General features: G+C 55.2%; 17 protein-coding genes and 1 pseudogene. 15 read left to right on the forward strand and 3 right to left on the reverse strand.

Going from position 1 to position 22,928, the window contains the following annotated elements:
- The 4 genes and pseudogenes from J2S70_RS00005 to J2S70_RS00020 all read left to right on the forward strand — a co-directional run.
- Positions 1 to 389: pseudogene (locus tag J2S70_RS00005) on the forward strand (MBL fold metallo-hydrolase); the annotation flags it as partial.
- Positions 390 to 438: 49 nt separating this feature from the next.
- Positions 439 to 1,773 carry a histidine--tRNA ligase gene (hisS, locus tag J2S70_RS00010; RefSeq protein ID WP_307681705.1) on the forward strand — a complete coding sequence of 445 codons (1,335 nt, stop codon included), beginning with the start codon at positions 439 to 441 and terminating at the stop codon, positions 1,771 to 1,773.
- A complete protein-coding gene (locus J2S70_RS00015) occupies positions 1,766 to 3,508 on the forward strand; it encodes a dynamin family protein (RefSeq protein WP_307681706.1) in 1,743 nt (580 codons plus the stop codon). Before hisS ends, J2S70_RS00015 begins: the two co-directional genes overlap by 8 nt.
- A complete protein-coding gene (locus tag J2S70_RS00020; protein ID WP_307681707.1) occupies positions 3,505 to 5,073 on the forward strand; it encodes a dynamin family protein in 1,569 nt (522 codons plus the stop codon). The genes J2S70_RS00015 and J2S70_RS00020 overlap by 4 nt, the downstream gene beginning before the upstream one ends.
- Here the strand turns inward: J2S70_RS00020 and J2S70_RS00025 are convergent.
- Complete coding sequence (locus J2S70_RS00025) at positions 5,070 to 6,812, reverse strand: DEAD/DEAH box helicase (RefSeq protein WP_307681708.1); 1,743 nt, start codon at positions 6,810 to 6,812, stop codon at positions 5,070 to 5,072. The genes J2S70_RS00020 and J2S70_RS00025 overlap by 4 nt on opposite strands.
- Before the next feature lie 144 nt (positions 6,813 to 6,956).
- Positions 6,957 to 8,354, reverse strand: coding sequence for an MFS transporter (locus J2S70_RS00030; RefSeq protein WP_307681709.1), 1,398 nt, complete (start codon positions 8,352 to 8,354; stop codon positions 6,957 to 6,959).
- Positions 8,355 to 8,504: 150 nt separating this feature from the next.
- Here J2S70_RS00030 and aspS point away from each other — a divergent pair, with 150 nt between their 5' ends.
- The 3 genes from aspS to J2S70_RS00045 are packed head-to-tail and all read left to right on the forward strand — an operon-like array spanning position 8,505 to position 12,168.
- The gene (gene aspS, locus J2S70_RS00035) at positions 8,505 to 10,283 is read left to right on the forward strand and encodes an aspartate--tRNA ligase (protein WP_307681710.1); all 1,779 of its coding nucleotides are present in this window, start codon (positions 8,505 to 8,507) and stop codon (positions 10,281 to 10,283) included.
- Positions 10,283 to 11,032 carry a GNAT family N-acetyltransferase gene (locus tag J2S70_RS00040; protein WP_307681711.1) on the forward strand — a complete coding sequence of 250 codons (750 nt, stop codon included), beginning with the start codon at positions 10,283 to 10,285 and terminating at the stop codon, positions 11,030 to 11,032. Before aspS ends, J2S70_RS00040 begins: the two co-directional genes overlap by 1 nt.
- Positions 11,029 to 12,168, forward strand: a complete 1,140-nt coding sequence (locus J2S70_RS00045; protein ID WP_307681712.1) for a hypothetical protein — start codon at positions 11,029 to 11,031, stop codon at positions 12,166 to 12,168. The genes J2S70_RS00040 and J2S70_RS00045 overlap by 4 nt, the downstream gene beginning before the upstream one ends.
- Here the strand turns inward: J2S70_RS00045 and J2S70_RS00050 are convergent.
- Entirely contained in the window at positions 12,165 to 14,579 is a 2,415-nt protein-coding gene (locus J2S70_RS00050) for an MMPL family transporter (RefSeq protein WP_307681713.1), read from the reverse strand. The two genes, J2S70_RS00045 and J2S70_RS00050, sit on opposite strands and share 4 nt — an antisense overlap.
- Before the next feature lie 100 nt (positions 14,580 to 14,679).
- Here J2S70_RS00050 and J2S70_RS00055 point away from each other — a divergent pair, with 100 nt between their 5' ends.
- From J2S70_RS00055 to J2S70_RS00090, 8 genes are all read left to right on the forward strand, one after another.
- On the forward strand, positions 14,680 to 16,014 hold the full coding sequence (locus J2S70_RS00055; protein WP_307681714.1) for a replication-associated recombination protein A: 1,335 nt from the start codon (positions 14,680 to 14,682) through the stop codon (positions 16,012 to 16,014).
- Between the two features lie 124 nt (positions 16,015 to 16,138).
- Positions 16,139 to 16,759, forward strand: a complete 621-nt coding sequence (gene rpsD, locus J2S70_RS00060) for a 30S ribosomal protein S4 (protein WP_307681715.1) — start codon at positions 16,139 to 16,141, stop codon at positions 16,757 to 16,759.
- A 70-nt stretch (positions 16,760 to 16,829) separates the two neighbouring features.
- Entirely contained in the window at positions 16,830 to 17,150 is a 321-nt protein-coding gene (locus J2S70_RS00065; RefSeq protein WP_307681716.1) for a DUF948 domain-containing protein, read from the forward strand.
- A gap of 116 nt (positions 17,151 to 17,266) precedes the next feature.
- Positions 17,267 to 19,933, forward strand: coding sequence for an alanine--tRNA ligase (gene alaS, locus J2S70_RS00070; protein ID WP_307681717.1), 2,667 nt, complete (start codon positions 17,267 to 17,269; stop codon positions 19,931 to 19,933).
- 2 nt (positions 19,934 to 19,935) lie between these two features.
- Entirely contained in the window at positions 19,936 to 20,400 is a 465-nt protein-coding gene (gene ruvX / locus J2S70_RS00075) for a Holliday junction resolvase RuvX (RefSeq protein WP_307681718.1), read from the forward strand.
- Between the two features lies 1 nt (position 20,401).
- Complete coding sequence (mltG, locus tag J2S70_RS00080) at positions 20,402 to 21,574, forward strand: endolytic transglycosylase MltG (protein ID WP_307681719.1); 1,173 nt, start codon at positions 20,402 to 20,404, stop codon at positions 21,572 to 21,574.
- Entirely contained in the window at positions 21,571 to 22,278 is a 708-nt protein-coding gene (locus J2S70_RS00085) for a hypothetical protein (protein ID WP_307681720.1), read from the forward strand. Before mltG ends, J2S70_RS00085 begins: the two co-directional genes overlap by 4 nt.
- Before the next feature lie 51 nt (positions 22,279 to 22,329).
- The gene (locus J2S70_RS00090; protein WP_307681721.1) at positions 22,330 to 22,893 is read left to right on the forward strand and encodes a hypothetical protein; all 564 of its coding nucleotides are present in this window, start codon (positions 22,330 to 22,332) and stop codon (positions 22,891 to 22,893) included.
- The last annotated feature ends 35 nt before the right edge of the window (positions 22,894 to 22,928 follow it).

Below are 22,928 nucleotides of genomic sequence, written 5' to 3' on the forward strand. Positions count from 1 at the left end.
CGAAGGATTTGCGTGAACTACCGAGCAAAATGTTGGAAGAAAGCTATGAAATAGTTGAGGGCATTCACATTCGAGCCGTGCCGGCGCCGGGCCACACAGAGGGCTCAACGGTCTTTCTTTTGGAGGCCGATCCTACTCCTGATAGGGAAGGTGCAATGATGAGCACCGGGCAAACCGAGCAGATTATGTTGTCAGGTGACGTGTTGTTCAATAACGGGGTTGGCCGAACAGATCTTGCCGGCGGTGACCCGGAGGAAATGGCGGCAACACTGCGACTTCTTGTACAGATCATTAAACCGGAAACGTACGTATTTCCCGGTCATGGCCCCTTTACCACCATGGGCCGGGAGGTGCGTCACAACGCATACTTGCACCATGCCATGAGGTAAGACACTCGCTGATTCGGCGATTTGGCGCCAAAGATGGAACAATAGGCGCATGGCAAAAATCGCACCTATCTCCGGATTTCCAGAATGGCTACCCGCCGGTCGAATCATCGAACAACAGGTGATTGACCTCTTACGGCAGACCTTTGAGCTTCATGGCTTTTCAGGAATTGAAACTCGTGCGGTTGAGCCCGTAGAGCGCCTGCTGTCAAAGGGAGAGACATCTCAGGAAATCTATCTGCTTCGCAGGCTTCAAGACGAGGCCGGCACAGATTCCCAGCTCGGGCTCCACTTCGATTTAACGGTGCCACTTTCTCGTTATGTTTTAGAAAACGCCGGGCACCTCGATTTCCCATTCCGCCGTTATCAGATTCAAAAAGTCTGGCGTGGTGAACGTCCACAGGACGGTAGATTCCGAGAATTTTTACAGGCGGATGTGGACGTCGTCGGACAAGATTCCCTCGCTTTTCACCACGAAATCGAACTGCCGCTTGTGATGATCGAAGCGCTAGCGAAGTTACCGATCCCACGCGTGCGTATTCAGGCATCGAACCGGAAAGTGGCGCAGGGCTTTTACGAGGCCATCGGCATCGAGGCTGTTGACGAAACACTTCGCATCATGGATAAGCTCGATAAGGTCGGGCCGAGAGTTGTTGTGCAGATGCTTGCTGAGGGCGTGGGCGCAACGGCTGACCAGGCTGAGTTGGCTCTCAAACTTGCAGAAATTACCGGCGCCGATGCGCAAGTGGCTGATCGCGTTCGCGCACTTGGCTATCACAGTGAACTTCTTGATGAAGGGCTTCAAGAGCTTGTCGACCTTGTTGAAGGCGCAAACGAGTTGATTCCAGGATCCTTGATTGCAGATCTCAGCATTGCTCGCGGTCTTGATTACTACACGGGCTCGGTTTACGAGTCCACTTTGGAAGGCCACGAAGATCTTGGATCTGTGTGCTCGGGTGGGCGGTACGATTCGCTCGTCTCCGATGGTAAAAAGACCTATCCCGGAGTTGGTTTATCGATCGGTGTCTCGCGCATCCTTGCACGAGTGATCGGCGGCGATCTAGTCGTGCCATCGCGGAAGGTTCCCACCACTGTTCTCGTTTCCGTTTCTGATGAATCAGATCGGATGCGCGCACAAAAGACCGCGCGAGCATTGCGCGCTCGTGGCATCAGCGCTGAGGTGTCCGCGAATTCGGCTAAGTTTGGAAAACAGATTCGGTATGCAGATCGGCGCGGAATTCCATACGTCTGGTTTTCAATGGACGCGGGCGAACAAGTAAAAGATATTCGCTCAGGCGAACAGGTAATCGCCGATCCTGATACGTGGATGCCACCCGCAGCCGATCTGAAACCTGAACTCCTTTCCGGCAAGGGCGCGAATGACTGAGGATTTCCACATCCCTCAATCAAGGGTGAGCCAAGTGCTCAGACCCTTTCGAGATTCGGCTGTCAAACTGGAGTTCCCGATGCCCGTTGGGGATGCGGCAGAGGCTGCACTCGTTCGTCAGGACGTCCTAAACCAGCTCGATGACTATGTGATTCCGCGACATGAATCTTTGGAAGCCCCGCTGCTTGCAGTGTTCGGCGGCTCTACCGGTTCGGGTAAATCGACTCTGATTAATTCGATCCTTGGTGAAGTGGTTGCGCTGGCTTCAGCGATCCGACCCACGACGCGGCGGCCGCTTCTATTGTTCAATCCCGACGACGAACACTGGTTTACCGATAGGCGTATATTTCCGACGCTGGCACGGGTTACCTCGCATGGCCCAAATGATCTCGAATCTACGGGGCAGGCTGGCAACGAATTGGAAGTTCGCGCAACGCAGCTCGTTCCACCCGGTATAGCTTTCCTTGATTCGCCCGATATCGATTCGGTTGTGGTGGAAAACCGTCAGCTCGCCGCTCAGTTCCTGGCTGCGGCTGATCTTTGGGTTTTTGTGACGACGGCGGCCCGCTATAGTGATGCAATCCCGTGGGCGATGCTCGATGATGCTGCCGAACGCAACGTCGTCACAGCAATAATTCTCAACCGCGTACCCGCCGGAACGGGCGCCGAAGTACGGCAAGATCTAGATCGAATGCTTCGTGAACGAGGTCTTGAACAGGCGCCCCTATTCATGCTCTCCGAGCAAAGCCTTGACGAGTACGGCCGGGTTTCACAAGCGGACGTGGCACCAATTCGTGGTTGGTTGGAGGGGCTGGCAGCCGATGCGCTCTTGCGCAGTTCGGTTGCCAGGCAGACATTGTGGGGCACGGTTCGTACCATCGCCGCTCATGGCGAGTTTCTACTTAACGAATACGATCATCAGATCGCGGGAACTGAATCGTTGCGCTGGGACGTTAATTCAGCTTTTGAGTGCGCTCTTAACAATGTTTCACATCACCTTTCCGATGGGACCATGCTACGTGGCGAGGTTGTGCAACGTTGGCAGGACGTTGTAGGTACCGGAGAGTGGGCGCGCAAGCTTGAAAAGGGAGTTTCGGCCCTTCGCGATCGGGTTTCAGCATTTTTCCGAACACCGGTCGATACTGCGCCCGTTGAAGAAGCAATTGAAGATAGTCTGCACACGTTAATCGTCAGCGAGGCACAGCTAGCGAATGTGACTGTGCAAGACGCATGGAACCATGGAATTGCACGCGAATTAGTCTCCGGAGCTTTAGAACAACAGCGCTCGGATCAAGAGCGCAACGAGTCTGCAGCCACCCTATTAAGACATTGGCACAACGATCTTATTGCGATGATCCGTGCCGAGGGTGGCGAAAAACGAATGACCGCCCGCGCTTTAGCGCTCAGCGTTAACGCCATTGGCACAGTGCTCATGATCGTTATTTTTGCTTCAACTGGCGGGCTCGTGGGCGGCGAAATAGCGGTGGCCGGTGGCACGGCCGTCATCGCGCAGCGGGTGCTCGAAGCTATCTTTGGCGATGACGCCGTGCGCCGGATGGCCAAGCAAGCGCGCCAAAATCTGGAACAGAGATTGTCCGAATATTTTGCTGTCGATAAAAACGTATGGCTCGAAATGATTGACCAATTGCGAATTAGCCACGAGCTCCGAGACGAATATGCACAGGCGTTTACGCACTTAGCCGATGCGGTAGATGCCGATGGGAGAAGTTTATGAGCCTCACAGAACAGATTGGTGATCTGCATGCCGCACTCGATATCGCAAAAAAGAAAATGCCCGGCATCATCGGCCAGTCAGAAGATGTACTAGACAAATCGATCAAGCGACGGTCGATCGGCGCTGACTTAACGGTGGTGGCCCTAGCTGGCGCCACGGGATCTGGAAAATCTTCGTTGCTGAATGCTCTGGTAGGCCAGGAGATTTCACCTTCGAGCGCCATTCGCCCCACGACCTTAGAGCCGATCGCGGTTTCGAATACCAACGCAAACGATCTGCTTGATTGGCTTGATATCAACGACCGGCATGAAGCCGAACTGACGAATAACGGAGGTCTCGTTCTCATCGACCTTCCAGATATCGACTCGACCCAATTCGTTCATCGCGATACGGCGAAGCGGCTGACGGCGCTGGTCGACGTCGTCGTGTGGGTTCTTGACCCCCAAAAGTACGCTGACGCCGTCCTCCACGAAGATTATTTATCAAACTTGGCCGAGCACGCGTCCACGACAATCGTCGTACTAAACCAAGCCGACCGCCTGGACGATCCCACATTGACCGCGGTCATCGACGATGCCGGCAGACTTTTAGCTGACGACGGGCTACAAGTTGATGTCATCCCGACATCGGCGCTTACGGGCCGGGGATTGGTAAAACTTTGGGACCACATCGAACTTATCGTCAAAGCCAAAACGGCCGCGGATGAACGCCTTGCCGCTGATATGAGAACCTGCGGGCGGAACATGATTGGCGCAATACACGCTGACGGTGGCCAGCACCCGCGCACTGCCCAAAAACTGAATTTCGAACCCGTGGCACAGGCGTTAGCCGCGGCAGGGGGCGCCGACGTCGTCGCAAAGGCATCGGCCGCTTCCTATCGCAAACGAGCTCGCGAGGCGACCGGATGGCCAGTCACACGCTGGCTTGCCGAACGCAAGATTGACCCACTGAAGCGCTTACGGCTAGTTGGGAATACCGAAGCGGTAACCGGTGCGCGTGGATTCGTCTCTCCAGCACTCGCCACGGCCGCGGACACCCAAGCCCGGCGCTTTGTTGACGCGGCCACCTCCCACTTGCCGCGACTTTGGGCTAAAGACGTCAAGGACGAGATGGGCGAGGGAGTCGACAATTACTTAGCGCGCATCGACGAAGTGATTTCCGAAACTAATCTCGAAGCAACACGACGCCCGCTGTGGTGGATAGTTGTCAATCTTTTGCAGTGGCTAGCACTGATCGTGGCAATCGTAGGCGGGGCTTGGCTCTTCCTTTTAATCTTTGCCGACACCCTCCAATTGCAACTCGGCGAACCACCGGCATGGGGGATATTTCCCACGCCCATCATCATGCTGATATCGGGTCTTCTATCCGGCTGGCTCCTGGCACTTCTTGGCCATACCCTGGCAAGCTCGGGTGAGCGACATACCCGCGAGCGAGTGCGCCGGCGTCTGCGCGGCGCAATCGAGGAAGATGCACGCGCTGAATTGCTCGTCACGCTCGAAACTGAACGCCAAACCTACGAGCATTTATACACGCTTCTCGGATCGCTCACGCGGGCCAGCCGCTAGCGCAAATTTCTCCGCTTCCGGCCAGCTCCACGGCGCTCCTCGCCAAACCTCCGATCGGCACGATGTTTGCGAATTGGCCGGCCGCTCGTTCTGCGAGGGCCAGTATCCCGCGAGATGTTAAGATTTCGACCCGACACCTTCGCGTTCGCAATCCGCTTTTGGGTTCTCGAATCAATTTCTTTTTCGATCTCAACGAGCGAAAATGTCGGGAAAATATCGATTCGGCCAAGCTGGGAACCATCTAGGCCACCCTCACCGGTGATCGCCCCAACAATTGCGCCAGGAGATACTCCATCACGCCGGCCGACTTCAACGCGATACATTGTGCCATCGCCGTCGAACGTCCGCGGCTTATTTTTGGATCGGCGCTTATCGCGTTCGTCGCGGCTATCAAATGATGCCGTCAACGTGTCTGGTTCATCATCGGATTGTGGGCCTGGATCACGCACACCAAGTGCTAGGAGTGCAGCAATCAGATCTTCGGGCGACAACCCTTCTTCTGATTGTATTTGTTCGGTTCTAAATTCATCGATGACTTCGCGGTAAACTGATAGGCGTCCGATTTGATAGCGGTCTTTGGCTTGATTAACGAGGCGACGAGCTCGCAGGCGGGATACTTCCGCTGGAGTAGGAAGTTCGACCTGAGTCATCTGCGCACCGGTGATCTGTTCGATGCGGCGCAGGCGCGAGCGTTCACGTGGAGTAACAAACGTCAAAGAAATACCTGCCCGGCCGGCGCGCCCCGTGCGTCCGATCCGGTGAACATAGGTGTCTACTTCCCGCGGTACGTCGTAGTTGACAACGAGGCCAATACGTTCGACGTCGAGCCCGCGCGCTGCCACATCGGTAGCGACCAAAACATCCAAGGTTCCCGATCTTAGCCGCTCGACGAGCTTTTCACGATCCTTTTGCTGGACGTCGCCAGAAAGAGTCGCGGCTTGTACTCCTCGAGTTGACAGCTCGATAGCTAGCTCTTCTGCGGTAGCTCGTGTGCGCACGAATACCAGAGCGGCCTCGGCATCCGTCGTCGCTAAAACTCGCGCAAGAGCTCCAATTTTGTGCCGAGAAGGCACGACGGCGAATGTTTGCGTAATCGTTTCAATAGTTGAGGCCGGGGGAGTAACCGTAATTTCTACCGGATCTGACATATGGTTGCGGGCAACGTGGCGAATCTGCTTGGGCATAGTAGCGGAAAACAGAGCGGTGATACGTTCTTCAGGCAGATCTGAAGCGATCTTTTCAACATCTTCGGCGAAACCCATCCGGAGCATCTCGTCGGCCTCATCGAGAACGAAATAACGAACCCCATCCAATTTAAGCGCTTCACGATCGATAAGATCCATGATTCGCCCCGGGGTACCAACGACGACCTGCGCGCCATCGCGAATCTTCCCGATCTGCGGCCCATAGGGCGATCCTCCGTAGACGGCAACCACGCGCAAGCCGGTAGTTTGGGAGGCAAAATCGTCAATTGCGTCTGCGCCTTGGACAGCCAGTTCTCGCGTGGGTGCCAAGACGAGAGCCTGGACTTGATGAAGATCCGGATCAACGTGCGTGATCATAGGAAGTGCGAAGGCGGCAGTCTTACCAGTTCCGGTTTGGGCTACGCCGACGACGTCACGCCCGTCGAGTAGTGGCGGTATCGCCTCGGTTTGGATCGGAGTTGGAGTTGTGTATCCCATCTTGGTGATGGCGGATAAAATATTTTCGGGCAGATTCAGCCCAGCAAAAGTAGTCATAATCCCTAAGTGGTGTGGAGGCAGCGATCCGGAATGGATGTGTGCCGCGGTAGTCATCGGTGCCCGTGAGCCGCTTAACACATCACAACACGTACAGCTTAGGAAGAGCGGCATGGGCCTGGCACTTTTCGCGCCGCTAGAATTCTACTGGGAAGCAGTGTTCATTGGCACTGACTCGGGCGTGACTTCGAGCACCCGCCTAGTAACACCGAGTCCAATAGCCAAAATTCCGCACATGAGTGCGATGACCGCGGCGAAGGCGAGGTGTTGGAAACTAACGGTAGCTGCAAAGACGACTCCGCCCCAGGCCACCAGTAATGCGCCGCCCATTGTGTCAGCTAGCGAGAGAGCCGAGGAAGCCATCCCGTGCTTTTCGGGTGGAGTGATGCTCAATCCGTGAACTGTGAGCGCGGGGTAAACCGCTCCGATACCAAATCCGGCAACGAGCCAGCCAAAAAGGGCGAACAAGCCGTGTACGGATGGGAATACGGCGACAATCGTAGCCAGAGTACCCAACAGTTGAATCGAGGTTCCAAGAAAAGGTAAACGTGCACGTGCGGCGGGTGATTTTACGCGCCCCTGTACCCAGGATCCGATTGCCCAGGTTATTGACCCGCTCGTCATAATCAGGCCGGCTTGCGTGGGGCCCCAGCCGTGAACTTCTTTGAGCATGAGGGGTAGGAAAATTTCGGTGGCAATATATGCGCCATTAACGATGCCTCGCAGGAGAACCGTGGCCGGTAAGCCCGGCGCTGCAATGAGGCTACCCTTTGGCAAGAGCGGCCTCACTAAACCAAATGCCAAGGCGGTGAGGACGACGACGGCTGCTACAACGTGCCAGCCAAACGCGTTCTCGCGCACACCCGATAAGATTTGGATGCCGGCAACCGTGATACCCGTCGTCGCCCCAAAAAATATCACCCTGCGCTGGCGGCCAAACGGCTTTGGCGGATGAAGGTCATGGAACTTACGAAATTGGATCACGAGCAAAGGCAAAATCAATAAAATCAAAAACGGCACAATGCCGAAAACCAGGCGCCAATTGAGATGCTCAACGAAAAGCCCCGCAATAAATGGCCCAATGAGAGAGGGAACAACCCAAGCGGCAGAGAACCACGCAAAAATTCGCGGTTGTCGCGAAGGAGCTACATAGTTGCCAACGAACACGTAAAGCGGAACTATCATCAGGCCGCCGCCAAGTCCTTGGATCCCTCGACCAAGTACGATCACTTCGATATTCGGTGCGCAAGTTGCAATAGTTAAACCGGCAACAAAGAGACCTATTCCGGTGTACAGCGAGGGTTTTGGGCCCTTTGCATCAGTCCATGGGCCAGCAAGGGCAGTTGTCATCATCTGCGTGGCCAACGCGATACCCGAAGCTAAAGCATATAAATGCTGACCATTGAGAATGTCGACCACGAAGGGCATCGCCGTAGCCACCGCAAGCGTTTCAAAAGCAACGAGGCTGATGAGGGTGACTGCGAGGATCGTGAGCCATTGCTCGAGACTTCGAGGGATCTTTCGCCTTGTTTTATTTCTCACGCAAGAATCATGCCACACGATGTTGGAAACGCAACTGCCCGCAGGTGTGATCTTCGAGCTAGTGAAGCGTAAAGTGGAAGTGCTGGCCGCCCGTCTCGCGGCTGGCAGCGTCCGCTCGTCTCGCGGGTGATTTTTAGGAAAGAGGTAAGTGTGCTCCGCACTCGTATGGCAGGTTCCCTGCGCAAAGAAGATATTGGTTCCACCGTCACGCTGACCGGCTGGGTAGACCGCCGTCGAGATCACGGAGGCATCGCTTTCATCGATTTACGTGACGCATCTGGAATCGCTCAGGTGACGATACGTGAAGAAGTGGCGCACGAATTGCGCTCCGAATACGTTGTCAAGGTTACCGGCACCGTCAACGAACGCCCGGATGGAAATGCGAATGCCTCGATCCCAACCGGTGATGTCGAAGTGGAGGCGACGGACGTCGAGGTTCTCAATTCGGCTGCCGCTCTTCCATTTCAAGTCTCGGATCACGCCGAGGATTCTGGCTCGGTTAACGAAGAAGTGCGCCTGAAGTATCGGTATCTTGATCTTCGCCGATCTGCTCAACAGCACGCCTTGCGCCTGCGCGCCAATGTGAACCAGGCGGCACGCCGCGTTCTTGACGATCACGACTTCGTCGAAATTGAAACGCCAACCCTCACGCGTTCGACCCCTGAAGGTGCTCGCGACTTTATCGTGCCTGCGCGCCTTTCACCCGGCTCTTGGTACGCCCTTCCGCAGTCGCCGCAACTGTTTAAACAATTGCTCATGGTGGGCGGCATGGAGCGCTACTACCAGATTGCACGTTGCTACCGAGACGAAGACTTCCGAGCCGACCGTCAGCCAGAATTTACCCAGCTTGATGTGGAGATGTCCTTCGTCGAGCAGGCTGATGTGATGGCGGTTGCCGAAGACGTGCTCAAAGAGATCTGGCAACTTATCGGCTACAAGATCGAGACGCCCATTGCGCATATGCCCTACCGCGAGGCGATGGAACGCTTCGGTTCCGATAAGCCGGACTTGCGCTTTGGTCAAGAACTCGTGGACCTTACCGAATACTTCAAAGACACTCCGTTCAGGGTATTCCAAAACGAGTACGTGGGCGCCGTCGTCATGCCGGGTGGGGCGGCACAGCCTCGCCGAGCTTTCGACAAGTGGCAGGAGTGGGCGAAAGCCCGCGGTGCAAAGGGGCTCGCATACGTCACGATTGCCGACGACGGCACGATGGGCGGCCCCGTATCAAAGAATATTTCCGACGCGGAACGCGAAGGTCTGGCCGAGGCAACCGGGGCAAAGCCGGGTGACGCCATCTTCTTCGCTGCGGGTAAAGCGGCTTCTTCACGTGACTTGCTCGGTGCTGCGCGTCTTGAGATCGGTAAGCGTTGTGGTCTGATTGACGAAGATGCTTGGTCGTTCGTATGGATTGTGGACGCACCTTTGTTCAAACCGACCTCCGAAGCCGAAGAGGAAGGCGATGTCGCAGTCGGCGGTGGGAAGTGGACGGCCGTACATCATGCTTTCACGTCTCCTAAACCTGAATGGATCGACACCTTCGATGAAAATCCTGGCGAGGCTCTCGCATCAGCGTATGACATCGTATGCAACGGTAACGAGATCGGCGGAGGCTCGATTCGTATCCACCGCGGCGATGTGCAAAAGCGCGTTTTCGACATCATGGGAATTGACGAGGAAACAGCGCAGACCCAATTCGGCTTCCTCCTTGAGGCATTCAAGTATGGCGCACCGCCGCATGGTGGTATTGCGTTTGGCTGGGACCGCATCGTCTCCTTACTTGTGAAGGCCAAGTCGATTCGCGACGTCATTGCCTTCCCGAAGATTGGCAATGGCTGGGATCCGCTAACCGATGCGCCCGCTCCGATCACACCGGAACAGCGCAAGGAAGCGGGCGTAGACGCAAAGCCGAAGAAGAAAGACGAGTAGTGCTTGGCGCGCATTCCGCTTTCTGGAGATTTGGCGCTTTCCGGCGCACCGGAAATGAAACCCAGCTGATAGAAGAGCCAGATCTGGCCATGGCGCTGATCGCCGGCCCGGATGGCAACACGCTGGTAGTTTACGGTGAACCGGAACGCGCCGTCGGCGACATGCGCCGCCTGCGCGGCAGTGAACACGATTTTGTGGAAACGATGATCAACCGCGAAACCTACGAGGCTTTAGACTCGAGCTTGCGCGAATACTACGGGCCGCATTGGGGCTATGCATGGGATTTTTTCTGGACGCAAACCCCTTTGAAACCCGTGGATCACTGCGAGCGCGTAGAGTTTTTGCGTGCTGGGTCTGCGCAGCTGAAGGCCGTTGAAAACGATGTTCGCAATGCTCTAATAGCCACTAACCCAATCACTGGGGCGATCGATCGGTTCGCGGATCTTGACTGGTTTATTTTGCGTGCTGACAACGGGGAAATCGTCACCGTCATGGGCGCAACCCAAGGTGAAGGCATGAGCTTTGAAGGTCTTGGCACGGTTCCAAAATATCGCGGACTCGGCTACGGTGGTGCCACGATGGTTGGGGCTGTTAATTTGGCGCTCCAGCTAGTTAACCACGTGCAGTTCGGCGTATGGGCCTGGAACATGGACGCAATGCGGCTTTATCGCAGGCTCGGCCTTAACCACGACGGCGCGCTGATCACCGGACGTACACTCCCATTTGATGACCTTCGGAGTAAGACGTGAGGAAAATAGGTTTACTAGCCGCTATCTTTGCTCTTGGTGGTTGCGCTTCCCAACCTCAAGCTGACTGGTCTGTGCCATTGGAACTCGGGGAGGACTATCCCCATATTGATGTCTTATCGATCGCTGAAGTTGAAAATTTCGCCGTCGTTCCCGTGTCGAATCAGGTTTACGGATTCGACACGGGCGCGGGCAAGTTGGCATGGACGGTATCGCTGGAGGCTGATATTTCGCATTGCGAGCCAGCCGGTGTGAACGTTCTGTGCCATACCGCCAGTCCACATGTCTATGCCTTTGACGCCAGTGGCAATAGCGCCGAATATACCAAGTTGGGCGTGGAATATAGTGGACCGGCAGGGCTCTACGTTGTTCGGACTGCAGAACCTGAATTTCAATTGCTTAATGTCGATCCCGAAATACCGGTTAATGATTTGGACACTGGAGATGTCATAGCTGTGCACGACGGTGTAACAGCCAAGCTCAATGATGGCACGCCGATTGAAAGATCCGCTGAAGGCACCTACCCCGAACCCTTTCAAGGTTTAGTTGAAAGTGGGGTGCTCTCGCAAGATTCGCTATGGCTCAATCCTCCTGCAGTCGCGCATTTAGGGCAGCCACTCATAGATGGGCATGTGATCATCGAAAGTGGAGCAATCCGGCCAGCTGCGGTGGAACCAACGACGGTGACGATTTTTGATCTTGATGGTACGGAAATAGATAGGCGCGTCATTGATCCGTCGCTTCACATGTCAGTAAACTCCAGCTGGTCAAGGGAAGATTTCTCACGGATCATCGATCGGGTTGAAAAGCTTGAGACAGATCATGCGTTCGTATTTTCAGCTGGAGAGGTCGTAGGGTTCGACCGCGTATTTAGCGGGTCTATTGCTCCGGCATACGCAAACGTTGAAGCACTCGAAGTTGATACGGGCAACCGGCTGAGTTTCGATCCGATCGCCCCCGAATCACTTGGCCTTTGGGTCGTTGAATACCCATATGTTTCAGTCTTTGGCGAGCAGGTGGCCGCAACATTCGACGTGACGACGGGGGAGAAGCTCATTGATGATGCTAAGTGCCAATGGACGGAAGACACAACTTACTGTTTCACCGCTGACGAGCTGTTTAAGATCGAATCCTTCTAGTGGACGATCTTGAATTTTTCATAGATTCGTTTCAGCGGCTTGGGCGCCCACCAATTCCATTTGCCGAGCAAGGTCATGGTTGCAGGCACGAGCAACATGCGAACCAGGGTCGCATCGATGATCACGATCAGCGCTAGCGCAACTCCAATCTGTTTGATCGCGAGCATCTCACCGAAGAGGAAACCGATGAACACGGCTACGATGATCGCCGCAGCGGAGGTAATGATCCGGCCGGAGCGCTGTAAACCTTTTTCGACGGCTGTATCGTTGTCTTCGCCGCTATCCCAGTATTCCTTGATCCGGGCAAGTAGGAAGACCTCGTAATCCATGGCTAATCCGAATCCGAAAGCGATCGCCGCGGCAACGACGAAGGTTTCCAAGCCGTTCGTCTGTGGCATTCCAAACAGGCCGTTGTCGAAAACGAATACGGTTGCGCCCATTCCCGCAACGAGCGAGAGTGTATTGATTAAAAGCGCCTTGAGTGGGGCCATGATCGAACCTGTCATCAAGAACAGCAGGATCAAGACGGCGAGCACGACGATTACGGCCGCTAATGGCGCTCCGTCAATGACCGATTGATTGAAGTCCATCTGCAATGCTGCTGAACCACCAACATAGGTTTCGTATCCCGGTTCGTAGTTGCGGATTTCTTCGACGACGTCGGTCACTTCGCTACCAACCTGATCTTGCGCTGGAACATAGAAATCTATTCGGGTTCCGCCATCGCCAAGAGGCTTTGGATCTGACACCCGTTCCACGCCGTCAAGATTTTCCACAAAGTTGGCAAGGTCAGTGGTTTGGGCCGGTGGAGCTTCGGCGACTATCGTGCCAGATGGCGAGGCAAAAGCGGGATATTCCTGCATCTGTTCATAAGCTTGGGCAGCATCCGAAGAAGCAGGCACGTATTCGATGAAGTTTGAACGCATCTGCAAATCGCGAACCGGAGCTGCCATGACAAGCAAAATGGCTGTAACCGCGATCAGGATCGGGATTGGACGATCGTGTACCCACTTTGCGAGCCGCGAGAAGAAACCTTCGTCCGAGGCCGAATCGCCAACCTTTTCAACGAGAGTGCCAAAACCTTTTCGCTGCGAGAGCCAAGAAGGAACAATAAGGTGGCGGCCTAGGAGCTTCATCAGCGCCGGAACTAGAGTGACCGCCGTTGCAACAGCCAAGATCGTGACGATCACACCGCCGATAGCGATCATTTTCAGCATCGGCGCGTCCATGACGTATAGTCCGGCAATTGAAAATGCGATCGTAAGCGCGGAAAACGAGACGGTGCGGCCCGCGGTAGAAACGGTCGTTGTGACGGCGTCGTCGACGATATCGTCAACGTTCTTCGGAACCTCTTGACCATTCCGGCCGATCCCACGAGATTCAAGAATTTCTGCGATTTCCTCACGGTAGCGGGAGACTATGAGCAACCCGTAGTCAATGGACAGGGCCAAGCCGATAATTGTGATGATGTTCAAGATGAAGGTATCGACATTCGTGAAGAACGTTAGCGCCCACAGCAATCCCATCCCAATTGCGATAGAGGTAATCGCGCCAATCAGGGGCAGCCCTGCAGCTAGGAGCCCTCCGAAAACGACTACCAGTAAGAACAGGGCGATGGGCAAACCGATTGCCTCGCCACGGATGAGATCGTTCTTGACCATCTCCAATATCAGGGATTCCATGATGTCCGCGGAATTCACGTTTGCTTCGGCGCCTGATTCGACCTGTTGGATGGCTGCTTCGAACGCTTCAGCCGCTTGTAAAAGGTCTTGTGTGGCATCCTCATCGTCCAGAAGCACGGCAATGATGAATCCGTTTTCTGAAGTGAATTCCTCAGCGGGGTTAACGGTTTCGGCCAGTTCTGTTTCAGCGATAAGACGTGCCTGAGATTCGATCTCCTCGGTCGCTATTTCGCGCGCCTGTTGGCGAACCTGCTCCTCGACCGCTTGCCCGCCGAGCGTAATTTGAGGTGCGGCCTGCGCCACCGCAGCCTCTTCGGCCTGTTGAATCGCTTCTTGATTGTCGTTCAAGGCCTGTGTAACCGCATCGTCAACAGCTTGTTCGATAGCGGAAGTAAACTCGTCGTCAATCGCGACCGGATCATTAACGTCACGTACTCCATCAATTTCGCCTAGCTCACTACGAAATTGCACTAATTCGGCCTCGACGTCGGCGGCCCGCACGCCGGTGACGACGACGAGCGCCGCAGATGAATCCTCGGAAACTTTTTCTACGACGATGTCTGATTCTGAACCCGGGACCATAGATTCAGAGGATTCCATTCGGTGGAACAGATTCCCATGCCCGGCTCCCCAAACCGCCACCAAGCCGCCCACGAGAACTAGCACTACCCAGCCGAGAACAAAAAGCTTCGGTCGACGCGCAATGGCGTGTCCCAAACGATCAAACATTCGCCAACCTTTCTATCATGACAATTGTGTACCAGTGCCCATCACGTTCCCGAAACATTTCACTGAGAGCGCCAAGTACCTTCAGGGTTAGACTGAGCGCATGGATCTATTTGATCAAGCGTCTTTAACTGAGCACGGCACTCCAGTAGATACCCGCGCCCCGCTGGCTGTGCGAATGCGGCCACGTAGGATCGATGAGGTAGTTGGTCAGGAACATCTTCTAGGGCCAGGCCAACCCCTGCGCAGGCTGATTGACCCCGACTCGAAAGGGGCACCTTCATCCGTTTTCCTCTGGGGACCACCAGGTATCGGCAAAACGACATTGGCGTACCTGGTCGCGCAGCAGGCAGACCGGCGCTTTGTTGAGCTATCGGCAGTTTCAGCCGGTGTTAAGGAATTGCGCGCGGTGATTGACGAAGCCAAAATGCATCTCGTAAACGACGGTAGCGAAACTGTGTTGTTTATTGACGAGGTCCATCGATTCTCGAAGACGCAACAGGATGCCCTTTTGCCTGCGGTAGAAAACGGCTGGGTCGTTCTCATCGCGGCCACCACGGAAAATCCCTCTTTCTCCGTGATCTCGCCGCTACTATCGCGTTCACTACTTTTGACATTGAACCCGCTTTCGGACGAGCATATCGAGACTCTTCTCAACAGGGCGCTGACCGACGAGCGCGGCTATGGCGGAAGTGTTCATGCCGATAAGGAAGCTATTGCTGAAATCGTGAGATTGGCCGGAAATGACGGTCGCCGATCCCTGACCATTCTTGAAGCTGCGATCACCTCAGATACCCTCACGATCGAGGACGTCGAATCAGCAGTGGACGTGTACGCGGTGCGGTACGACCGCGATGGCGATCAACACTACGATGTCATTTCGGCCTTTATTAAGTCGATTCGTGGATCCGATGTGGACGGCGCGATGCACTATCTTGCTCGAATGCTCGAAGCGGGAGAAGATCCCCGCTTCATCGCGCGCCGCCTCATGATTTCCGCCTCTGAAGACATTGGTATGGCCGATCCATCGGCTCTCCAGACGGCGACCGCAGCTGCGCAGGCCGTCGCGCTCGTAGGCATGCCAGAAGCTCGGATTATTCTGGCACAGGCCGTCGTACATTTGAGTACCGCGCCCAAGTCCAATCGTGCCTATATGGCCATTAACAAGGCCATATCGGACGTTCGGAAAGGCAGGATCGGAAGTGTTCCAGTCCATTTGCGCGACACTTCAGTTAAGGCCTCGAAGATCGCCGCAAAACAAAGCGGAAAAAACGCTGATTACAAGTATCCATTCGATTACGAGGCTGGAGTAGTCTCTCAGCAATATTTGCCCGACGAGCTCGTCGGAACCGTGTACTACGAGCCCTTAGACCGAGGCTACGAGGCCAATATCACGTCGAGAATGAGTAGGATCAAGGCGATTCTAAAGGGTGAGTAGTGCTAATCTAGAGCGGTTGCCCAAGCAACGGGCTCCATCCGGAGCTAACACCTGGGATCTTAGCCGCTTGTGTTGATCCCGCGCACTCCACGTGCGTGCCATGAGTCGACAGGAGAGTTATAACATGGCCAAAAACCGTTCTCGTAAGTCGGTACGTGAATCGCGTGCCCTTGGTATTCCACTGACGCCCAAGGCCGAGCGCCTCATGCAGCGTCGCCCATACCGTCCCGGTGAACATGGCCGCGGCCGTGTCAAGGATTCCGATTACTCGATCCGTTTGAAGGAGAAGCAGCGCCTGCGCGCCCAGTACGGTATTCGCGAAGCTCAGCTACGTAAGACGTGGAATGAGGCTCGCAAGATGGAAGGCCTCGCCGGCGAGAACCTGATTGAGCTGCTGGAGAGGCGTCTTGACGCCGTCGTGCTTCGTGCCGGTTTCGCCCGCACAATCTCACAGGCCCGCCAGGTTGTTGTGCATCGCCACGTCCTGGTAGATGGAAAAATTGTGGATCGTCCGTCTTATCGCGTCAAGCCGGGCCAGATCGTCCAAATCAAGCCACGCTCGCAGACTTCACCGCAGTTCATGGTGGCAGCTCAGGGCCAGCATGCAGACGTGTTGCCTGCTGTTCCCGAGTACCTCAATGTTGATTTGACCAAGTTGCGTGTCGAGATTGTTCGCACGCCCAAGCGTGCGGAAGTTCCCGTGACGTGTGACGTGCAGCTCGTCGTCGAGCATTACTCACGCTAAATATCTCTATTATTTGCAACGCGCCGCGGCCAAGCCGTGGCGCGTTGTCATATCCCGGTAGGCTAAAACCATGGCAGAAATAACGCTGAGCCAAATCGCCGCGCTTCTGGCGGCACTTGGTTTCCTAGTTCTCGTATATTTTTCGATCAAACCGTTGCGAAAGCTCTCTGGCGTTCTAGACCGCCTCACTGAATCTTTACGTGAGCTCACCGAACACACGCTTCCGGCCATTGATGAGGCCGCGCAAACGGTCGCGGAGGCAAACGCGCAGGTTAAAAAGCTCGACTGCTGCTCGGACCTCCGAAGATATTTCAGCAATGACCACGCTTGTCACCTCAACGGTCGGTGCCCCCTTCTTGGCCGCACGCAAGGGCGCATCTCGATTGCGTGATGCCTTTGGGCATAGCAGATCCACCGAGAGCGACGGCGCAAACGACCAGTAGAATTTTCGGGATTCGGCCCAAGAGTCTTAGACTGGGGCATCAGGCTTTTAACAACAGGAGTACTATGCGTACCTCAGAGATTCGCAAGCGTTGGCTGGACTATTTTCGCAAGCACGAACACGAAATCGTTGATTCCGTTCCGCTTGTCTCGCCAGACCCTTCAATTCTGTTCACCATTGCGGGTATGGTTCCGTTTATTCCGTACATTGTGGGTACGGAAGAGGCCCCATTTCCGCGCGCTGCGTCGGTACAAAAGTGCATCCGTACTAACGATATCGATAACGTCGGGCGCACGACTCGCCACGGCACTTTTTTCCAAATGTGCGGCAATTTCTCCTTCGGTGATTATTTCAAGGAAGGAGCGATCGATCTCGCGTTTGGCCTGCTGACCACCCCGATCGACGACGGCGGGTACGGGCTTGAAAAAGACCGGCTGTGGGTCACGATCTGGGAAGAGGACGAGGTTGCATACAACCATCTCGTTGATGTGATTGGCGTTGACCCCCATCAGATCGTCAAGCTTACGCGAGAGGAAAATTTCTGGTCGACGGGCACTCCCGGGCCTGCCGGGCCATGTGCAGAGATACACTACGACCGTGGCCCGGAGTACGGTCCGGACGCCGTCGGCGGAAACGTCGATCCGGGCGGCGACCGCTACCTTGAGGTTTGGAATCTCGTCTTTGATGAATTTCTGCGCGGTGAAGGCCAGGGTCAAGACTATCCCTTGCTGGGCAAACTGGATCAGACCGCAATTGATACTGGAGCGGGTCTGGAGCGTATTGCCTACCTGCTTCAGGGCAAAAATAATATGTACGAGATTGACGAGGTTTTCCCCGTCATTGAAGCCACCCAGAAGCTCACGGGTAAAGTCTACGGCGAAGATGAAGAAGACGACGTGCGAATGCGTATCATCGCGGACCACGTTCGTTCCGCATTGATGCTCATTGGCGACGGCGTTCGGCCCGGTAACGACGGGCGCGGATACGTGTTGCGCCGATTGATTCGCCGGGCTGTGCGTTCAGTTCGTCTTCTTGGCTATAACGACGTCGCGCTGCCGCACTTGCTTCCAGAATCGATGGCGGTGATGAAGGAGTCCTATCCGGAGCTCGAAACGAATTTCGACACGATTTCGGCCGTCGCTTACGCGGAAGAGGATGCCTTCCGGCGAACGCTCGAATCGGGAACTGCAATTTTCGATATCGCGGTAAAGAAGTCGAAGAGCGATGGTGAAGTGCTCCCGGGTGATACTGCGTTTACTTTGCATGATACCTACGGCTTCCCAATTGACTTGACTCTCGAGATGGCCAGCGAAGCCGGCGTAGAGGTTGATAAAGATGGTTTCCGGCGCTTGATGCAGGAGCAAAAGGATCGTGCTCGAGCCGACGCACTTGCGAAGAAAACAGGGCATGTCGACGCCTCCGTTTACCATGAGATTGAAGCTAAGGCCGGAGGGGCTACACAATTTTTGGGCTACACCGACTACTCGGCCGATGGCAAAGTAGTCGCAATTTTAAAGGACGGTCAGCCCGTTCTAGCAGCTGAAGCGCCCGCCGATCTCGACATCATTTTGGATCAGACCCCGTTCTGGGCAGAACAGGGTGGCCAGCAAGCCGACCGTGGCAACATCTCAGTGGCCGGTGGCGGCATGCTCGAAGTTGACGACGTGCAAATGCCGATTAAGGGCCTCTTTGTGCACCGCGCCCGGCTTACTGAGGGAAGTGTCGCACTCGATGACGTGGTCCATAGCCAGATTGATGTTGACAGGCGTGAGCAGATAGCACGTGCACATACCTCCACACACATGGTGCACCAGGTATTGCGTGAAACACTCGGAGACCAAGCAACTCAGGCGGGTTCGGAAAATTCCCCGTCCGCTCTGCGTTTCGACTTCCGGCACGGGGCCCAGATTCCTGCAGAACAGATGGCTGATATGGAAGCGGAAGTAAATTCCAGACTCCAAAGCAATCTCGAAGTTACCGATGAAACTATGAGTCTGGAAGAGGCAAAGAGGTCCGGTGCTCAGGCACTCTTCGGCGAAAAATACGGTCATGAAGTGCGAGTAGTATCGATTGGTGGCCCGTGGAGCCGTGAACTTTGCGCCGGAACCCACGTGAAAAATACCGGAGAAATCGGGCTGGTAACCATGCTCGGCGAGTCATCGATTGGTTCGGGTATTCGTAGAGTTGAGGCAATTGTAGGTAAGGGTGCCTACGCCGCCGGCGCGAAAGAACGCGCCTTACTGAATCAGCTGACCGGCATGCTTCGCGTCCGCCCGGAGGAACTACCCGAGCAACTTGACACTCTGCTTACCAAAATTAAGAACGCTGAAAAAGAATTAGCTGCACTGCGCAACGAAAAGCTCAGATCGAATCTCGGTGCGTTGATAGAAAACCGTTCAGAAATTAATGGTATCGCTGTGATCGCCCATGATTTTGGTACGGATGCGGATGCAAACGAGGCGCGGCAAATGGCTACTCAATTGCGAGAGCGGCTAGGCGAGAAGCCGGCGGTAGTGGCGGTGACGGCCGTGGCAAAAGACCGTCCGTCGATCGTCGTCGCTACCAATGAGGCAGCACGCGAACGCGGTATCAAGGCAGGAGCCTTGGTATCAATCGCCGCCAAAATCCTCGGTGGCGGTGGCGGCGGCAAAGACGACATGGCACAGGGAGGCGGAACCGATCCGAGCAAGGTAAGTGAAGCGCTTGCCGCGATTGTGGGCCAGATAGGCTAAAGATGAGGACAGGTATTCGAATTGGAGTGGACGTCGGTCAAGCGCGCATCGGCGTCGCTCGCAGCGATCCCGCAGGTATCCTCGCCACTCCCGTCGCCACACTTAGAGCGGGCCGAGGAGACCTCGACACCGTGGCCAAACTAGCCCGACGAACCGACGCGCTAGAAGTTGTGGTGGGATTACCTCTCAACATGGACGGCACGAGGGGCACAGCCGCAAAATCAGCACTCAAGTGGGCCCGGCGCCTACAGCGCAAAATCGCGCCTGTTCCGGTTAGAATGCTCGACGAAAGACTTTCGAGCGTTCAAGCCCACCGTCAACTGCACGATTCGGGGCGAAAAGAGATTGACCATCGCGCGGTGGTAGACCAGGTTGCAGCCGTGATCATCTTGGAAACTGCGCTCGAACACGAGCGAACCAACGGGCAGGCGCCTGGCATAGCAGTTAACACTGGACCGGAGGGATAGCGTGACAGAAATTTTTGATGAGCTTCCTGATCGTAGGAAAGCAACACAGCGGAAAAGCGCTAGCCGGGCAGCCATACAACGCAAACGCCGCCGTCGTAGTGCCATCGTTCTTTTCCTCGCAGCCTTTCTCTTGGTGTTTTCCGTCGTACTGGCTTGGCCGCATGTGAAAGCTTTACTAGACCTCGATGGCCCCAGCGCGGAAGACTACACCGGACAGGGCACCGGCGAAGTTGTCATTACCATCCCCGAAGGTTCAACCGGCGCGGACATTGCCTCCATCCTTGTAGCCAATGATGTGGTCGCCTCCGAGGCCGCATTTATAGATGCCTTCAACGCCGATCGTAGAGCACCTTCAATACAGGCTGGCAGTTACGTGATGAAACAGCAAATGTCTGCTTCCGCTGCCGTCGCACACCTATTGAATATCGCCAACCGCGCTGAAGTCAACGTGACTATTCCTGAGGGCTTCACAGTCGAACAGGTGGCAGCTCGGCTTGTCAAAGTGATGGGCTACGACGCGGCCGAGGTTGAGGCCGTGCTTGCTGACCCAGAAGCGCTGGGACTTCCAGATGAGGCGGGAGGTAATCCGGAAGGGTGGCTTTCACCCGTCACGTATTCCTTCGCGCCAGGAACGAGCGCGGAACAGGCGCTTTCGACTATGGTTGATCATCGGATTTCCGAAATGAACAACCTTGGGATTCCATCGGAGCAGTGGCAACGAACCATCATTATTGCCTCAATTGTGGAACGCGAAGTGAACTGGCCTGATTACTACGGGCACGTGGCAAGAGTGATTGAAAACAGATTGACCGACACCTCTCAGGTAGCTGGCCGTCTACAGATGGATTCAACCGTACTTTACGGAGTAGGAAAATCTGGCGGGGTGCCAACTCAAGAAGATCTCGCTGCAGATAACCCATCCAACACCTATATCCATGCCGGATTACCTCCCGGACCAATTTCCAATCCAAGCGCCGACGTCATCGCCGCCTCATACGACCCTCCTGAGGGCGATTGGCTTTACTTTGTTACCACGAATCTTGATACGGGCGAAACGAAGTTCTCCAATAACCTTGACGAGCATAATTCTTACGTTCAGGAATTGCGTGAATGGGTTGCGGCAAATCCCCGCGAAACTGAATCGGCGGAAGAGGAAGCTAGCGAGGGAAATTGACGCTCGGAGTTAGTCAACTTAATCCGGGTCCATTCGAATTGAGCGGCGCCGACGTGATCGTAAGTGATTCGGATCCGACTCCGGCTTTGTTCGACGTCTTCCGTGGGACATCCGGATTTGCTTTCGAGCTCAGCTCTGCACCTGAACTACGTGCACGGTGCGATTTTATCGATGGGATTGCAAAACTTGCGGGAGCCTTGGACACGGTTGTTTTCCAACCGGCTGGATCTTCGGAGCTCGTCGTTGGTTTCGCGGCGCTACCAGGCGCATTAGAGCGGTCAATTTCCCTGGGTTTTGGGAGCTATTGTGGACGTGGTGCCTCTCGCAGCACCGCGGTCATCGTAGGTGCGGGGGCGGCGGCCGCATGCGCAATTGCGGCCGTTGTTCCGCATGGTTTTGATGAGATCGTCATCGCTTCCGATTCGCCCGGCCCTGCTATTGGGGCAGCACATCGGATGGAAATAGAAATTTCTCATGTGCCCTACTCCGCAGTCGAATCAGCCAATATCGATCTATTGATCAACACGGAGGAGAATCGGATTAATGCCCAGCCCAAAGCGGTTTGCGATCTGACCGGCGCTTGGGAAGATTTCGCCGGCGGCTACGTGCCGCCAAAGAAGATCACCGCCCACCAACGCCAGGATCAGGTGCGTGTCCTTACTGGCAAGAGTCCTTCTATTGCCGATATTTTGGCCGTTTCCTAGGGCCTGTGGAAAAAATATTTCACGGCTATCTTCCGCACGTAGCCTGAGGGCATGCCATCCCATCCACTCTTCTATGGAACCTTAACCAATAGGCAAGCTAATGCGCTATCACTTGCGGTTGCCGTACTTACACTCGGTGTGGGCGCGATCCGATACTGGCTAGAGCCGAACCCGCTGTTAGGTCTTGCTTGTGGAGTAGCTTTTTATATTCCGATTGTCATTAACGCCTGGATCGATGCCCACAAACAAGTCCTCCTGAAAAATTGGACACATCTATCTGGCACCGTCTGGATCATCGCAATCTTCTTCGGTCCCCATCCACGCGTATCAATTGTATCGGCGCTTGCGGCAGCTTTCCTGTTCGTCGGCGCCTCGAAACTTTCGGCCGGCAGGCTTCTTGGGATGGGAGACGCGCGGCTGCTCGTTGTGCTCGCAGGATGGAATGGATTGTGGGCGTTGCCGGGAGCGCTCATGATGCTCGCGCTTTCATTCGGGCTACATGGCCTGTACATCATAGTAAAGCTCCTTAGACGGCGTGCGACCTTGCGAGATCGGCATCCTCTTGGACCGTGGCTGGTTGGTGGCTCGTGGCTAGCGTGGGCGCTCACCGCCTGACCAGATTGCGCAACCAGTGCGTGAAACTGGCACAA

The organism is Trueperella bonasi (assembly GCF_030811535.1).
Lineage (GTDB): Bacteria > Actinomycetota > Actinomycetes > Actinomycetales > Actinomycetaceae > Trueperella > Trueperella bonasi.

Excerpts from the sequence above, each read along its gene's own strand:
- hisS (WP_307681705.1), top strand. The coding sequence starts at position 439 with ATGGCAAAAATCGCACCTATCTCCGGATTTCCAGAATGGCTACCCGCC.
- J2S70_RS00015 (WP_307681706.1), top strand. The coding sequence starts at position 1,766 with ATGACTGAGGATTTCCACATCCCTCAATCAAGGGTGAGCCAAGTGCTC.
- J2S70_RS00020 (WP_307681707.1), top strand. The coding sequence starts at position 3,505 with ATGAGCCTCACAGAACAGATTGGTGATCTGCATGCCGCACTCGATATC.
- J2S70_RS00025 (WP_307681708.1), bottom strand. The coding sequence starts at position 6,812 with ATGACTACTTTTGCTGGGCTGAATCTGCCCGAAAATATTTTATCCGCC.
- J2S70_RS00050 (WP_307681713.1), bottom strand. The coding sequence starts at position 14,579 with ATGTTTGATCGTTTGGGACACGCCATTGCGCGTCGACCGAAGCTTTTT.
- J2S70_RS00055 (WP_307681714.1), top strand. The coding sequence starts at position 14,680 with ATGGATCTATTTGATCAAGCGTCTTTAACTGAGCACGGCACTCCAGTA.
- rpsD (WP_307681715.1), top strand. The coding sequence starts at position 16,139 with ATGGCCAAAAACCGTTCTCGTAAGTCGGTACGTGAATCGCGTGCCCTT.
- J2S70_RS00065 (WP_307681716.1), top strand. The coding sequence starts at position 16,830 with ATGGCAGAAATAACGCTGAGCCAAATCGCCGCGCTTCTGGCGGCACTT.
- alaS (WP_307681717.1), top strand. The coding sequence starts at position 17,267 with ATGCGTACCTCAGAGATTCGCAAGCGTTGGCTGGACTATTTTCGCAAG.
- ruvX (WP_307681718.1), top strand. The coding sequence starts at position 19,936 with ATGAGGACAGGTATTCGAATTGGAGTGGACGTCGGTCAAGCGCGCATC.
- J2S70_RS00090 (WP_307681721.1), top strand. The coding sequence starts at position 22,330 with ATGCCATCCCATCCACTCTTCTATGGAACCTTAACCAATAGGCAAGCT.